This window comes from Streptomyces sp. NPDC001020, assembly GCF_053599115.1.
The window spans coordinates 44,100-59,342 of sequence record NZ_JBSFLQ010000043.1 but is presented as its reverse complement, the minus strand read 5'-3'; the positions used below and the strand labels follow the sequence as shown (position 1 = coordinate 59,342).

The 15,243-nt window shown below is 70.6% G+C and carries 12 protein-coding genes; 5 read left to right on the top strand and 7 right to left on the bottom strand.

Annotated features, from left to right (window positions below; genetic code table 11):
- The 3 genes from dnaK to ACWDEX_RS31150 form a co-directional block, all read right to left on the bottom strand.
- Positions 1–1,125, bottom strand: a 1,125-nt coding sequence (dnaK, locus tag ACWDEX_RS31160) for a molecular chaperone DnaK (protein WP_450467811.1), incomplete at its 3' end; no start/stop codon positions are given.
- Between the two features lie 157 nt (positions 1,126–1,282).
- Complete coding sequence (locus ACWDEX_RS31155; protein WP_450467810.1) at positions 1,283–1,861, bottom strand: arsenate reductase/protein-tyrosine-phosphatase family protein; 579 nt, start codon at positions 1,859–1,861, stop codon at positions 1,283–1,285.
- A complete protein-coding gene (locus tag ACWDEX_RS31150; protein ID WP_450467809.1) occupies positions 1,858–3,321 on the bottom strand; it encodes a polysaccharide biosynthesis tyrosine autokinase in 1,464 nt (487 codons plus the stop codon). The genes ACWDEX_RS31155 and ACWDEX_RS31150 overlap by 4 nt, the downstream gene beginning before the upstream one ends.
- A gap of 329 nt (positions 3,322–3,650) precedes the next feature.
- Between ACWDEX_RS31150 and ACWDEX_RS31145 the strand changes: the two genes are divergently transcribed.
- The 5 genes from ACWDEX_RS31145 to ACWDEX_RS31125 all read left to right on the top strand — a co-directional run bounded on the left by ACWDEX_RS31145 (position 3,651) and on the right by ACWDEX_RS31125 (position 11,114).
- The gene (locus ACWDEX_RS31145; RefSeq protein WP_450467808.1) at positions 3,651–4,226 is read left to right on the top strand and encodes a hypothetical protein; all 576 of its coding nucleotides are present in this window, start codon (positions 3,651–3,653) and stop codon (positions 4,224–4,226) included.
- Positions 4,223–6,115 carry a DUF4012 domain-containing protein gene (locus ACWDEX_RS31140; protein WP_450467807.1) on the top strand — a complete coding sequence of 631 codons (1,893 nt, stop codon included), beginning with the start codon at positions 4,223–4,225 and terminating at the stop codon, positions 6,113–6,115. Before ACWDEX_RS31145 ends, ACWDEX_RS31140 begins: the two co-directional genes overlap by 4 nt.
- Positions 6,108–6,941: a glutaminyl-peptide cyclotransferase gene (locus ACWDEX_RS31135; RefSeq protein WP_450467806.1), complete on the top strand. Its 834-nt coding sequence runs from the start codon at positions 6,108–6,110 to the stop codon at positions 6,939–6,941. The genes ACWDEX_RS31140 and ACWDEX_RS31135 overlap by 8 nt, the downstream gene beginning before the upstream one ends.
- Positions 6,942–7,130: 189 nt before the next feature.
- Entirely contained in the window at positions 7,131–9,413 is a 2,283-nt protein-coding gene (locus ACWDEX_RS31130) for a (Fe-S)-binding protein (protein WP_450467805.1), read from the top strand.
- A 207-nt stretch (positions 9,414–9,620) separates the two neighbouring features.
- On the top strand, positions 9,621–11,114 hold the full coding sequence (locus ACWDEX_RS31125; RefSeq protein ID WP_450467804.1) for a sugar transferase: 1,494 nt from the start codon (positions 9,621–9,623) through the stop codon (positions 11,112–11,114).
- Positions 11,115–11,181: 67 nt separating this feature from the next.
- Here the strand turns inward: ACWDEX_RS31125 and ACWDEX_RS31120 are convergent, their stop codons facing one another.
- From ACWDEX_RS31120 to ACWDEX_RS31105, 4 genes are all read right to left on the bottom strand, one after another.
- Positions 11,182–12,237 carry a hypothetical protein gene (locus ACWDEX_RS31120; RefSeq protein ID WP_450467803.1) on the bottom strand — a complete coding sequence of 352 codons (1,056 nt, stop codon included), beginning with the start codon at positions 12,235–12,237 and terminating at the stop codon, positions 11,182–11,184.
- A gap of 68 nt (positions 12,238–12,305) precedes the next feature.
- On the bottom strand, positions 12,306–13,244 hold the full coding sequence (locus ACWDEX_RS31115) for a glycosyltransferase family 2 protein (RefSeq protein ID WP_450467802.1): 939 nt from the start codon (positions 13,242–13,244) through the stop codon (positions 12,306–12,308).
- Positions 13,245–13,326: 82 nt separating this feature from the next.
- On the bottom strand, positions 13,327–14,475 hold the full coding sequence (locus ACWDEX_RS31110; RefSeq protein WP_450467801.1) for a glycosyltransferase family 4 protein: 1,149 nt from the start codon (positions 14,473–14,475) through the stop codon (positions 13,327–13,329).
- A complete protein-coding gene (locus tag ACWDEX_RS31105; protein ID WP_450467800.1) occupies positions 14,472–15,236 on the bottom strand; it encodes a WecB/TagA/CpsF family glycosyltransferase in 765 nt (254 codons plus the stop codon). The genes ACWDEX_RS31110 and ACWDEX_RS31105 overlap by 4 nt, the downstream gene beginning before the upstream one ends.
- Positions 15,237–15,243: the final 7 nt, after the last annotated feature.

Sequence of the window (15,243 nt, the reverse complement as noted above, 5' to 3'; positions counted from 1 at the left end):
CTTGGTCTCGATACCGAGGGACAGCGGGGTGACGTCGAGCAGCAGGACGTCCTTGACCTCACCCTTGAGGACACCGGCCTGCAGCGAGGCGCCGATGGCGACGACCTCGTCCGGGTTCACACCCTTGTTGGCCTCCTTGCCGCCGGTCAGCTCCTTGACGAGCTCGGCGACGGCGGGCATACGGGTCGAGCCACCCACGAGGACGATGTGGTCGATCTCGTTGACGGAGACGCCGGCGTCCTTGATGACGTTGTGGAACGGCGTCTTGCAACGCTCCAGGAGGTCCGCCGTCAGCTGCTGGAACTGCGCCCGGGTGAGCTTCTCGTCCAGGTGCAGCGGGCCCTCGGCGGAGGCGGTGATGTAGGGCAGGTTGATCGAGGTCTCGGTGGACGAGGACAGCTCGATCTTGGCCTTCTCCGCGGCCTCACGCAGACGCTGGAGCGCCATCTTGTCCTTGGAGAGGTCCACGCCGTGACCGGACTGGAACTGCTTGACCAGGTAGTCGACGACCCGCTGGTCCCAGTCGTCACCACCGAGGTGGTTGTCACCGTTGGTGGCCTTCACCTCGACGACGCCGTCACCGATCTCCAGCAGGGACACGTCGAAGGTGCCGCCACCGAGGTCGAAGACGAGGATCGTCTGGTCGTCCTTGTCGAGGCCGTAGGCGAGCGCGGCCGCGGTGGGCTCGTTGACGATGCGCAGGACGTTCAGACCCGCGATCTCACCGGCCTCCTTGGTGGCCTGGCGCTCGGAGTCGTTGAAGTAGGCCGGGACGGTGATGACCGCGTCGGTCACCTTCTCGCCCAGGTAGGCCTCGGCGTCCCGCTTCAGCTTCTGCAGGATGAAGGCGCTCATCTGCTGCGGGTTGAAGTCCTTGCCGTCCAGGTTGATCTTCCAGTCGGTGCCCATGTGGCGCTTGACCGACCGGACAGTCCTGTCGACGTTGGTGACCGCCTGGCGCTTGGCGACCTCGCCGACGAGCACCTCACCGTTCTTCGCGAAGGCGACGACGGACGGCGTGGTCCTGGCGCCCTCGGCGTTGGTGATGACGGTGGGCTCGCCGCCTTCCAGAACGCTGACGACGGAGTTAGTCGTGCCCAGGTCGATGCCGACCGCACGTGCCATTTCGATTCCTCCAGCTGACTTGAGTGCAACAGGCTCAAGGATGCACGAGGGACCCGCGCGGCGTCAACAGACCTGAGTCAGGCCGACTCAACTTTCATCCGGCGCCACACGGCAACCACGAAAGCACCCTGGGTGTCGGCCGGGGATCCTGCCCCGCTCACCCCTCCTGACCGCGGTCCAGCAGCCGAGCGAGCCTGCTCACCGCCCCGTCGATCTCCTGGGCGCACCCGTACAGCACACGCCGGGGCCTCCCCCAAGGATCCTCGATGTCGTCCTCTTCCGGCGGGATCGGAGAGGCCGCACCCCGGCAGGCGGATGCGGCCGCCACCACACTGTCAAGGGTGCGCCGACTGCACCGCGGCCCCTTCGCCTCCAGCTCCTCGTCGGCGCCCTGGGCCGCGAGGCGCACGAACTCCCTCAGCGTGAAGCAGCGCCGCATCGCCGCCGGCGCCAGACGCACGGCCGCCTCCCGGTGCTCGCGCGCGAGCCCGAGGACCAGTGCCGCACCCGCGACGAGCTGCGCGGTGAGCGGCCGGGCCGCGAAGCCGGAGCCGTCACCGCCCCGCTCCTCCAGCACCGCCCTGGTAACGCTCTCCATGCCGGGCCGGGGCCGGGCCTCGGTGCCGGCGCTCTCCGGCCGCACCGCCGAGCCGGGCGGGAGCCTGGCCACCAGCAGCCGCTCGGCGAGCGGCGAGCGGTGCACGTTGCCCGTGCAGACGAACAGGACCCGGGTCACTTCCCACCCGCGTGACGCGTCACCGACGACACGGCGGCCTCCTTCTGCGGCGTCGCCATGCGCGGAGCGGGCAGCTCGCCGTACTGCCCGTGGGTGCCGTAGCGGCCGTAGCGGCCGCCCTTGGGGACCGGGGCCATGCTGAAGACGGTGCCAAGGACGCGGACACCCACGCGCTCCAGCGACTCCGCGGCGGAGCGCACCTGGTCCCGCCTGGTCCGCGCGGCGCGGACGACCAGCAGCGCACCCTGGGCGAGCGAGGCGAGTCCGACCGTGTCGGCGACCGGCAGCAGCGGCGCGGTGTCGATGATCACGACCTCGTAGGTGTCCGCCAGTTCGCGCAGCACCTCTTCCATGCGCACCGAGGCGAGCAGCTCCGTGGGGTTGGGCGGTACGGCGCCGCTGGCGAGTACCGCGAGCCGGCCGCCGGCCCGCTGCATCACGTCCTCGACGCGCGCCTGCCCGATGAGCACGGTGGTCAGTCCGGCATCCTGGACCAGACCGAAGCTCGCCGCCACGCACGGGCGGCGCAGGTCGCCGTCCACCAGACAGGTGGAGACGCCCGCCTCGGCGAGCGAGAGGGCGAGGTTCACCGCGGTGTTGGTCTTGCCCTCGCCGGGCACAGAACTCGTCACCACGATGATCCGGGGCCGCTCGTCGACCTGCGAGAACTGCAGGTTGGTGCGCAGCTTGCGGAACGCCTCGGCGCGCTTGGAGTGCCCGTCGGCGCTGACGAGCGGCTGCCTGGGGGCGTTGCGGTCGAACGGGATGGTGCCGAGTCCCGGCAGCGCGGTGAACTCGTCCAGCGCCTCGCTTGTCTTGAGCGTGGTGTCGAGGGTCTCCCGCAGGACGACGAGTCCGGCGCCGAGCATCAGCCCGGCGAGCACTCCCGCGGCCAGGTTGAGCAGCGGGCGGGGCGAGATCGGCCCGGCGGGCACGACGGCCTCCTGAGTGACTCCCAGGGAGACCGGCGACGTGACGTCGTCGTCCGCGCGGCTCGCCCTGGACCGCTTGGCCGAGTGCTTGGGCGTCTCCAGTCGCTCGACGACCGCGCTGAACCGCTTCGCCACGGCGTTGGCGATGCGCGCCGCACGCCTGGGCACGGTGTCCTTGACGGTGATGTCGATGAGCACGGTGTTGAGCGGGGCCTGCGCGGTGATCCGGGACGCCAGCTCCTCGGGCGTGGTGCGCAGCCGCAGCTCCTTCACCACGGGTCCGGTCACCTGACGGGACGTCACGATCTCTGCGTACGACTGCACGCGCGCCTGCGAGAAGCTCTGCCCCTGGTTGAGCTGGGCGGTGTCCTCACCGGTGCGGGTCGCGACGAAGAGCTGGGTCCTGGCCTCGTAGACGGGAGTACTCAAGCCCGTCACGGCGAGCGCCGCCCCGATCGCGAGAACCAGGCAGACCACGACGGTCGGCCAGCGTCTGACAAGGGCCTTCAGGAAACCGTGGAGATCCAAGTTGTACCCCTCATAGGACCGAGGGAACCACCCGAAAGGGGGCGTTCTGTTCCCTATGCACGGCGCCGACCATAGGGACTCGCCCGCCCCGATCCAGGGAGCCACCCCTGTGACAGCCCGTCAAACGACCCTGCTGCCCCATCCGATGGATCACCTGACCGGGATATCCGCTTGAGCCATCGAGGAGCGGGGCGCTCCCCCATCCGGTTCCTTTTGATCCGCTTCGCGTAGGTCGAGGTCGGTATTTCCCATTAATTCCATGTATCTAGTTCTTGTTGACGGCCGACGCTGCAGCCTGGCCCGGACTTGAGCCGAGGAGAGTGAAGACGATGACGACATCGCCCAAGTGGCGGGTTGCGCTGGCATCGGCGGCATCGACTGCCGTGTTCGTTGCGGCACCACTGGTGGGAGCGCAGACCGCCCACGCGCAGTACCCGCCAACGCCCCCCAGCCTGACCCTCAGTACGACCGCGGTGCCGGTCGGGGGATCACTGACCTTCCGTGGCACGGGCTTCGCCCCCAACCGCCTGGTCGTGCTGGAGTTCCACTCGCGTGAAGTCGTTTTGGGCAGGTACAGGACGAACGGACAGGGGACCGTCACCGGCAGGGTGACCATCCCCCGCCGCGCCGCGCTCGGGTACCACGTCCTTGAACTGGAACAACGTAACCCCCACCTGGAGGTGACCGCCGTAATCAAGGTGTTGCGTAGGCATGGCCACGACAACCGCCACGGCTGGCACGGCCACAACGCCGGATGGGAAGGGCCGGGGCGCTCCGAGCACCACCACCACGGCCTCGCCGACAGCGGCAGTGAGAAGGCCCTCGCCGTGGGCGGCACCGCGGCGGGTCTGATCGCGGCGGGCGGGGGCACCATGCTGGCCGTGCGCCGTCGCCGCAGTTCATGACGGAGCAGGACACCAGCACGGCGGTACCACGGCGTCCCGGCTCCGGCCGGGACGCCGTCCGCGTGCCCGGCTCCGGCCGCTCCCGCGACCGGGCGCCGCGCCGCCGCCGCACGCTCAGGGCAGCCCTGCTGGCCGCCCTTGCGCTCCCGTTGGCAGGCGCCGCCTGGATCGGTGTCACCGGACTGCTCGCCCGCTCCGAGCTGTTGGCGGCCCAGCGGGACCTCGATGCGCTGCGACGGTCGGTGACCTTCGCGTCTACGGCCGGCGCCGCCTCCGGTGTGGCGCCCGTGCCGGCCCGGCTACGGGAACAGGCGGTGCGGTCCGCGGCCGCGCACGCCGCGCGGGCGCACCGCCTCACCACCGGCCCGGCCTGGTACCCCGCCGCCGCCCTGCCCTTCCTCGGGGACCCGGTCAGGACCGTGCGCGGCGCCGCGTACGTGGCGGACCGGCTGGCCGGCGACGTGCTGTCCCCGCTGCTGCGCGCCCTCCCGCTGCCCGCCGCGGACGGCCGCGGGGGCGGGATGCCCGAGGCCCTCAGGGCGTTGCAGAAGCACGCGCCGGACGTCGTCCGGGCCGCACGCGTCACGGCCGAGGTGCGGGACGACGTGGACGGCCTGCCCCGGTCCACCTGGCTTCCCGCGGCCGACCAGGCCCGGGCCCGGCTCGTGCGGCAGGTCGACCGGCTCGCCCCGGTGATGACCGACGCCTCCGTCGCGGCCCGCGTCCTGCCTTCCATGCTCGGGGCGCAGGGGGAGCGGCGTTACTTCCTCGCGTTCCAGAACACCGCCGAGGCACGCGGCACCGGGGGCTTGCCAGGAGCCTTCGCCGTGCTGCGGGCCGACCGGGGCCACCTCTCCTTCGAGCGGTTCGGCAACAACACCGAGATGGAGAAGGTGAAGGCCGGTGTCGACCTGGGTGCTGATTTCACCACCCGCTACCAGGGCAGCGATCCCACCCACGTGTGGGCCAACTCCAACATGAGCCCGCACTTCCCGTACGCCGCCCGCATCTGGGCCGCGGCGTGGCGCGAGCACACCGGCGAGCGCGTGGACGGGGCGATCGCCGTCGACCCCGGCACGCTGAGCCGTCTGCTGCGGGCCACCGGCCCGACCCGCATGGCCGACGGCACCAGACTCACCGCCGACAATGTCGTGGACCTCACCGAGCGGGCCAGCTACGCGCGCTACGACGACACCACCCGCCGCAAGGCGTTCTTCGTGGACGCTGCCCGCGCCGCAGCCGGTCGGCTGACCGCCTCCGTCAGCGACGTCCACCTGCTGCCCGCCCTGCTCCTCGCCCTGCACGACGCCGAGCGGGACGACCGGCTGAAGGTGTGGAGCGCCCACGAGGCGGAGCAGAGTCTCCTGCAGTCGCGCCCCTACGCGGGCACACTCCCCAGCACCCCCGGCCCCTACGCGGGCCTGGTGGTGAACAACGCGGCCGGCTCCAAGCTGGACTACTACCTCGACCGGAGCCTGGTCTGGCAGGCGGGCGGCTGTCCGGGCGGCGAGCGCCCGGTCACCGTGACCGTGACCCTGGAGAACCGGGCCCCGGCCTCCGGACTGCCCGGTTACGTCACGCTGCGGGAGGACTTTCCGCCCTACGGCACCCGGCCTGGCGACAACCGGCTCCTCGTGTCGTACTACGCCGGGGTCGGCGCCGGCCTCACCGACGCCACCCTGGACGGCCGGCCGGTGCTGCTCTCGTCCGGCGTCGAACGCGGCCACTCCGTGTTCACGCTGGACCTGGAGCTGCCCGCCCGCTCCCGCCGCACCCTGGTGCTGCATCTGACGGAGCCGCACGCGGACGACGCCCCCACCGTGCTGCGGCAGCCCCTCGTGACTCCGCTGCGGGCCACGGTGAAGCCGGGCGGTGGCTGCGGTGCCTGAGCGCGTGCGCCGTGTCGCGGCAGCCTGGCTCGCGGGTGTGCTGCTGCTCGTGTCGTGCGCGGCGCAAGAGCGCGCTCTGGACGATCCGGCGGGCCGGGCCACGGGTGCCCGGTGGGCCGCGGCGCACCGGGTGGAGCGGCTGCGGGTCAAGGTGCTCGAAGTGCTTCCGCACGACCCGCGGGCGTTCACCCAGGGCCTGGAGATGGCCGGCGGAACGCTCTACGAAGGCACCGGCATCTCCGGCCGCTCCTCGGTGCGGGCGGGGCCCGCCGGCCGTCCCCCCACGGTCCGCGCGACGCTGCCCGCGCCGCTGTTCGGCGAGGGAATCACCGTGCTCGGGCGGACCCTGTGGCAGCTGACCTGGCGCAACCGGATCGCCGTCGAACGCGACGCCCGGACGCTCGCCCAGCTGCGTCGCGTCCCGTACCCGGACGACGGCTGGGGGGTGTGCCTCCAGCGTGCCCGGCGCCGACTGGTGACCAGCGACGGCTCGTCCCGGCTGGCGTTCCGCGACCCCCGCACGCTGGCGAGGACGGGCCAGGTCACCGTGACCGAAGGGGGCCGGCCGGTGACGGAACTCAACGAGCTGGAGTGCGTGGGGGCCGCCGTGTACGCCAACGTCCTGTTCACCGACCGGATCGTGCGCGTCGACCTGGCCACCGGCGCGGTGACGGCCGACATCGACGCCTCCGGTCTGCTGCGCGAGGACGAACTCGTTCCCGGCTCCGCGCTCAACGGCATCGCGGCCGTACCCGGAACGGACCAGTTCCTCATCACCGGGAAGTTCTGGCCCAAAATGTTCCGTGTGAGGTTCGTCCCGGCCTGAGTGAGGGCATCCGCGCCCGGCCCGGGGAGGAGGCACACAGCGACGCAGATCACCGCTCGCGCCACTACAGTGCGGCTGGATAAGTGGGTAGTCTCAGACGGACTGCATAAGTTACCGCCTAGTAATCACACCTTCGGTACACCTGAAGTACATCGAAGGAAACCCCTCGCAGGCCCGAGGAGCCCCCAAATGCAACTCGCCGCGATCATCGTGTCGCTGGTCACGATCGTGGTCGGCGTGGCACTGTTCGCCCGCGCCCTCCTGCAGATCTACGCCCACATGAGGCTCGGCCAGCCCGTGCCCGCCGGGTCCCGCACCAACGATCCCGTGCAGCGCACCATCACCGTGGTCAAGGAGTTCCTCGGCCACACCCGGATGAACCGCTGGGGCGTCGTCGGCGTGGCGCACTGGTTCGTGGCGATCGGCTTCTACACCCTGCTGCTGACCATCGTCAATGCGATCGGCCAGCTCTTCCAGGCCGACTGGATCCTGCCGATCATCGGCGACTGGGCACCGTACAACGTCTACGTCGAGTTCATCGGCACGATGACGGTGGTCGGCATCCTGGCCCTGATCGTGATCCGCCAGCTGAGCAAGCCGAACAAGCCAGGCCGCAAGTCCCGCTTCGCCGGCTCCAGCTTCGGCCAGGCGTACTTCGTCGAGGGCGTCATCCTCATCGTCGGCGTCTGCATCTTCATGCTGCACGCCCTGGAAGGCGCCCAGCACCACGTGGACGGCTACGAGGCCTCGTTCTTCATCTCCTACCCGGTCGTCTCGTGGTTCGAAGGCATGGACATCTCCACGCTCCAGAACCTCACCTACTTCTTCGCCGGCCTGAAGATCGCGACCTCCTTCATCTGGATGATCACGGTCTCCCTGAAGACCGACATGGGTGTGGCCTGGCACCGCTTCCTCGCCTTCCCCAACATCTGGTTCAAGCGCGAGGCCGACGGCGGTACGACTCTCGGCGCCCTGCAGCCGATGACGAGCGGCGGCAAGCCGATCGACTTCACCGACCCCGGCGAGGATGACGTCTTCGGCGTCTCCCAGATCGAGCACTTCTCCTGGAAGGGCCTGCTGGACTTCTCCACCTGCACCGAGTGCGGCCGCTGCCAGTCGCAGTGCCCGGCGTGGAACACCGGCAAGCCGCTGTCCCCGAAGCTGCTGATCATGTCGCTGCGGGACAACGCGCACGCCAAGGCCCCGTACCTGCTGGCCGGCGGCGGCAAGACGATGGAGGGCGAGGAGAAGGCCTCGGCCGAGGCTCTCAAGGACGTGCCCGCGTCCGCTCTCGCGGAGGCCGAGCGGCCGCTGATCGGCACCGTCGAGGAGAACGGCGTCATCGACCCGGACGTCCTGTGGTCCTGCACCACCTGCGGCGCCTGCGTCGAGCAGTGCCCGGTCGACATCGAGCACGTCGACCACATCGTCGACATGCGCCGCTACCAGGTCATGATCGAGTCCGCGTTCCCGTCCGAGGCGGGCACGATGCTCAAGAACCTGGAGAAGAAGGGCAACCCCTGGGGCCTGGCCAAGAAGCAGCGCCTGGAGTGGACCAAGGAGGTCGACTTCGAGGTCCCGGTCGTCGGCAAGGACATCGAGGACCTGTCCGAGGTCGAGTACCTGTACTGGGTCGGCTGCGCCGGTGCCCTCGAGGACCGCGCCAAGAAGACGACGAAGGCCTTCGCCGAACTCCTCCACATCGCGGGCGTCAAGTTCGCGATCATGGGCGGCGACGAGAAGTGCACCGGCGACTCCGCCCGCCGCCTGGGCAACGAGCCCCTGTTCCAGGAGCTCGGCATGGAAAACGTGGCCGCGCTGAACACGGCCTTCGGCGAGGAGCTGGACGACGAGGGCAACGTCACGCCGGAGTCGAAGAAGCCGAAGTCCGCGAAGAAGATCGTCGCCACCTGCCCGCACTGTCTGAACACGCTCGGCAACGAGTACCCGCAGCTCGGCGGCGACTACGAGGTCATCCACCACACCCAGCTGCTCCAGCACCTGGTCGACGAGGGCAAGCTGATCCCGGTCACCCCGGTCGAGGGCATCATCACGTACCACGACCCGTGCTACCTGGGCCGCCACAACAAGATCTACACGCCCCCGCGCGAGATCATCGGCAAGGTCCCGGGCCTGCGCAACGAGGAGATGCACCGCCACAAGGAGCGCGGCTTCTGCTGCGGCGCCGGCGGCGCCCGGATGTGGATGGAGGAGCGGATCGGCAAGCGCATCAACAACGAGCGCGTCGACGAGGCCCTGTCCCTGAACCCCGACATCATCTCCACCGCCTGCCCGTTCTGCCTGGTCATGCTGACCGACTCGGTCAATGGCAAGAAGAACGAGGGGGCGGCGAAGGAGTCCATCCAGGTCGTGGACGTCGCCCAGCTGCTCCTCGACTCCGTCAAGACGCCGGCCGACCCTGCGGGCGAGGCGGAAACGGCGAGCGAGCCGGAGCCGGAGCCCGTGAAGTAGCCGGAACCCGTGAGCGGGTGGCGTTCGCACGCCGCGAAGGGGCCGGGGTCGCCGAGCGCGACCCCGGCCCCGCTCGTATGCACATGCACTGGTCATGGGGATCTGCTCATCGGGTGAGAGTTCTCGTACGACTCAGCGTCGTGCCCGCTTCCCCGTGGACAGCCATACACACTCAGTTAGTCCCTTTTTGTTCAGCTTGGAGGGCGAATGTGGCTGTTCGGGGAGATCATGCCCCACGCGCCAGTAACAGGACCTGTCCAGACCCAGGTCGCCCGGAAACAGCCATCTGCCGGGCGTGGCACCGGCAAGCCCCTCTGGTACGCGCCGGCCGCCGTCCTCGGCGACGCGGCCGGCGCCGCCGTGCCGGTGGGCCTCGCCTTCCTGCTGGTCGACGGGGGGAAGGCCGTGGCATGCGCGGCGGTGGCGGTCGTGACCTGGCTGCTCGTCCGCGCCTCACGGGCCCGCTACGCCGCCGGCCGACTGGGAGAGGGCGACACCATCCGCCCCGCGCTGCGGGACTGGCTGGTGCTGGTCGGCCTGCTCGCGGTGGTGCGGGCGGCGACGGGCGAGGAGTCCCCCTTTCTCCTCGCCCTGACCGCCCTGGTGCCCTGCGCCCCGATCAGCGCCGCCGGACACGCGCTGATCCACCGTCATCTGTCCGCCCGGCGCCGCGACGGCCTGGCCGTGCGCCGGAGCCTGATGATCGGGGAAGCGAACGCCGTCGACGCCCTGGTGAGCCATCTCGCACGGCGGACCGACCACGAGTTCGTCGTCGTCGGGGTGTGCCCTATCGGGGACGAGGAACCGCAGGCACTGGCCCCGGTCGCCGCCCGACTCGACCGGCAGCCGCCGCAGCGCCTGTCGGGCGACTCCGCCCCGGTACTCGGGGCGGCCCGGCGGCTCGACGTGGACGTCGTCCTCGTCGTGCCGGGGCCGTCCATGAACGGCACGCGTCTGCGGCGGCTGTCCTGGGCCCTGCACGGTGACGGATGCCCGCTCGTGGTGGTGCCGGGTCTGACCGAGGTGGCAGGGCGACGGGTGGGAGTCTCCTCCGTGGCCGGGCTCACCCTGCTGAACGTGGCCCCGCCCCTGGGCCGGGGGCTCGCCGCCCTGCTGAAGTCGGTGACGGACCGGCTGGGCGCCGCGCTGCTGCTCGTGCTGCTCGCCCCGGTGTTCGTGGCGGTGGCCCTCGCCGTACGGCTGGACTCAGCGGGCCCCGTCTTTCACCGGCAGCCCCGCATCGGCCGCGGCGGAGAGCCCTTCACCATGGTGAAGTTCCGCACCATGGTCGCCGACGCGGAGCGGCTGAGGCACCAGCTGGCCGGGACGAACGAGCAGGACGGCCGGATGTTCAAGATCCGCCGCGATCCGCGGATCACCCGCGTGGGCAGGGTGCTGCGCCGCTACTCCCTGGACGAGCTGCCCCAGCTGTACAACGTGATGCGGGGACACATGTCCCTGGTCGGTCCGCGGCCACCACTGCCCGACGAGGTCGCCAGGTACAACGAGGTGGAGCTGCGCAGGCTGGCCGTCAAGCCGGGACTGACCGGCCTGTGGCAGGTCAGCGGGCGCTCCGACCTCTCCTGGGAGGAGACGGTCGCCCTGGACCTCAGGTACGTGGACAACTGGTCGCCGTCCGTGGACCTCGGGCTGCTGTGCCGGACGGTGCGGGCCGTCGTCACCGGCACCGGCGCGTACTGACCGCACCACACGGAGTTCCTGGCGCCCCGGCCGCCCTCCGGGACGACCGGTGTCCCGACGTCAGGACCTACGAGGTGAACCGGAGTGAGGAGTACAGCTGAACCGTCCGCGCGTAGAGCGGCTTCAGACGGTGGCGCATACGGTCCGTGGTCAGTTTCTCCACGGCACCGCCCACGGCGTTCAGGATTGCGCGCTGGGGAGTGACGGGCCCCAGGGCTGACATCAGCGCACCGGCTCGCTCGCGGAATTCGCCCTCCGGCGCCGTCCAGAACCAGGAGCGGGGGTCGACGGCGGCCCCGTACATCCGCTGGAAGCCCAGGTCCTTCTCATGGGTGAGGTTCCACAGGGTCAGACCCCGGATGGTCTCCCTATCGGTCAGATAACGCCGCCACGGGGTGGTGGGGATGACACGCGTATGACTGCTCATCTCCGCCACCGGCACTCCTCGCAGTGCATAGTTCATGAACTGCTCGTCGGTGGAGAACCCCAGCCTGCCCCGCCGGTGCCGCTCCAGGCTCAGCTGCCAGGCCCGCTCGATGCGTTCGAGCAGCACCGGGCCGTGCTGCTCGGGAACGACGTAGAAGGATCCGCTGTACGGCTGGTGCCTTCCGGTCTTCTCACCGAGTTCCACGTGCATCTCGTCGCACAGGTCCCAGTACCAGCCCCATCCCTTCGTCTCCGGTCGCATCAGCTCGGGCTCGAACTGGGCCCCGACCCGGTCTCCGAGGGTGGCGAGCATGTCGTCCAGCGGGCGGACACACAGCAGGTCCGGTTCGATGAAGACCTGTGTCCCGCCGCGCCCGCGCAGCGCCTCCATCGCGTCCAGGTGGTACAGCGAACTGACCCACCCCTTGCCGAGGCCCTTCGGCGGGCGGTGCGCGAACGGCGCCAGCACAGTCTCCACGCCGATACGGGCCAACTGCCCCGCGTACGGCTCTGGCAGCGGCCGCGTAGTGACCAGTACCAGGCCGGCGTCCGGATTCCAGCGACGGACGGAACCGTACGCCGAGGCCATGCAGCGGAAATACGCCAGCGCCGGCTCCTCACCGAGCCGGCCCCGGCACTGGGTGCTCTCGGCACGCGCCATACGGACGAAGGCCATCGCCACCGTCACACGATTCATCGCGGAAACCGTCATCCTGCCTCATTTCGTCGAGCATCTCCGGGCGCTCCGTGTCGTCGAAAGCCCCGCTACGCCGTGCCACCCGCCTCTCGTCCGCATCCTTTTGTGCGGACCCCCGCGCCGAGCACGATCCGGGCCGCGGCGGCGCACCACCCGCAGGCGAATGCCAAGTCCTCGATCCCCCCGGCCGCCCGCGCGGGATCGCGCACGACGCCGCTCATCACGATCCGCGCCAGCCCACGCGGCACCCTCGCCATGCGACGCATGGTCAGACTCGCTCCCCACCGGCCCCGCAGTGTCCGCTCCGCGGCCGCGGAGGCGGCACCGTGACGGTGCCACCTTTCCACCAGCCCCCTCAGCGTGAGCCGATCGAGGTCCTGACTCTCCGTCACCAGGGCCGCCCCGATCCACACCATGCGAGCCCCAGCTGCGGCCAGCCGTGAGAAGAACACGGTGTCCTCACCGCCGGACCTGTCGAACTCCTCCTCGAAGGACAGCCCCGTCCTGTGCACCGCTTCCATGCGTAGCAGGGTGTTGTTCGACGCCGCCACACCGATCAGGGGCCCGTCCGGCTGGGTCCACTCCGGTCGCAGTGTCCTGCCTCCGGCGAGCCAGCGAGGAGCGTCGGCCGGGACCACGGCACGGACGGGCCCCCACACGACGTCCGCTCGATGGGTGCCCGCACCGTCCAGCAGTGCCCGCAGCCAGCCGGACGCCGGCATCTCGTCGTCGTCGACGAAGACGAGAGCGTCATGGTCGGCGGCCGTCTCCAGCGCCGCGTTGCGTACCTGGGCGAAGCCACGGCGCGCCACGCGGCGGTAACGGACGCCGTGCCGCGCAGCGCAGTCGCGCACGCCGGAGTGCCCATCGGCCGAGTTGTCCAGCACCACGACCTCGACCACGTACCCCGCAGAGCGCGCTTCCGCCGCTTGACGTACTAGTTCCGCCATCAGCGGGCCCAGGGGGCGGCGTCCCAGAGTCGGCAGGGCGATCAGAACAGTGTGCATGTAACGACTCCGAAGCAGTTGCAGGACCTCGAGCCGGGCGGGGACGGGGGGCGCATGTCCTTCGGGTGCGTTCCGCCGCCGGTCATACGCGCGTCGTGGCGCCCACAAGGTCCGCGTACAGCGCATTCACGCGCCGCACCCAGCCCTGCTCGGTGAAGTGATCGGCGTACGCCCTACGGCAGTGCTCCCGCAGGTCCGGGAAGACGGCGGCTGCCTGTCCGAGGACGGGGGCGAGGGGCTCCTGCCAGGTCGTGACCAGGCCGGTGCCCAGTTCCCTCACGGACTCTGCGGCTGACGAACCCTCGAAGGCGATGACGGGCAGGCCGGCCGCCAGGGACTCGATGCAGACGAGCGGCACCGCCCCCTCGAACACGCGGCTGGAGAAGACCAGACCCCGCCAGGACGGCAGCCGTCGGCGGAGTTCGCCGCGGTCGAGGTGGTGGAGGAACCTGACCGACGGCGGGGCGGCGGCTCGGCAGGAGGCCATCAACTCGCCGTCGCCCACGATGTCCAGGGGCTCGTCGTCCGGCCAGCGGCGGAGCAACTCCAGGACGCCCTTCTCCGCTGTGAGCCGGGCCGCGACCAGCCAAGGCCCCTTGTCGTCGGGTGCCGCCTCACCGGCCGGCGGTGCACCGACGAAGTTCGGGATGAGTTCCAGGCGTTCGGCGGGCACGCCGGCCCGCCGGTAGATCCGCCCGGCCAGGGGGGACAGCACCACGATCCGGTCCGCACGCGCCAACACCGGGTCGGCCGCCGCACCCCGCCTGCCCGCCCAGGCGAGCGGCAGCGTCGCGGTGCGCGAGTTCCGGTAGCAGCCGTGCCGCAGTCCCGCCCAGCGGTCGCCGTCCAGGCAACTGGTGCATTCCGTCCCCTGCCGGTAGAGGGTCGCCGTCGCGCACATGGGCCGGTAGTTGTGCACCGTCGCGACGACGGGACCGTCCCAGGCGCGCAGCCAGGCCCGCCCGAAGTTGGGGAAGAGGTTGTGCACATGCACGATGTCCGGGCCGTACGTCCTGATGTCGGCCAGGGGATGGCAGCCGTGCCCGGTCGCCACGCGGGCGGCGGCCCGCAGCGCGTACAGCGGAGCTCCGGCCAGTTCGTCGGTGTGCGCGGCGAACATCCGCACCTCGTGGCCGGCCGCGCGCAGCGCGCGCACCTGGTCGAGCACGGCCTCGTTCTCGCCGCTGGGGCGGCCCGACGCGTAGAAGCTGTGAACGACTGCGACCTTCATGACCGAACGGATCCGCCCGTCAGTCGTGGCGGGTGCAGTGCCACACGGGCCAAGTAGGCGGGATTGTTGCGCAGGTAACGTCGCCACAGCCGACGGGGCTCTTTCACGAGGCGGTACGACCATTCGAGACCGTGGCGCTGCAGCCAACCGGGCGCCTGTGGTTTCAGCCCCGCATGGAAGTCGAAAGCGGCGCCCACCCCGAGCAGCGCCGGAGCGGTCAGCCGGGCCCGGTGCTCGGCCATCCAGCGCTCCTGCTTCGGTGTCGACAGACCGACCCAGACGAGGTCGGCCCCGCTGTCGTTGATGCGGCGCACGACGTCCTCGTCCTCCTCGGGTGTGAGCTGCCGGAAGGGAGGGGACCAGCAGCCCGCGATCCGCAGCTCGGGGATGCGGCGCCTCAGGTTCCGGGCGAGCAGCTCGGGAACTCCCTCCGCACCGCCGTACAGGTAGGACGACCAGCCGCGGTGCCGTGCCCGCTCGAGCACCGACACCATCAGGTCGGCGCCCCGGACCTGTCGCATCCACGGAGCGCCGGCCCGGTGCCCGGCCCAGACCATCGGCATGCCGTCGGGCACGGTCAGTCCCGAGGCGTTGTGGATACGGCGCAGCGCGGGGTCACGCTGGGCCTCCATGACTCCGTGCACCCCGGTGACGCACACATAGGCGCGCTCACCTGCGTCGACCCACCGTTCGATCTCGTGCACGGCCGCGTCCCGGTCGACCGTGCTGATGCCCACGCCGAGCACGTCGACACGTTGCAACGGTCTC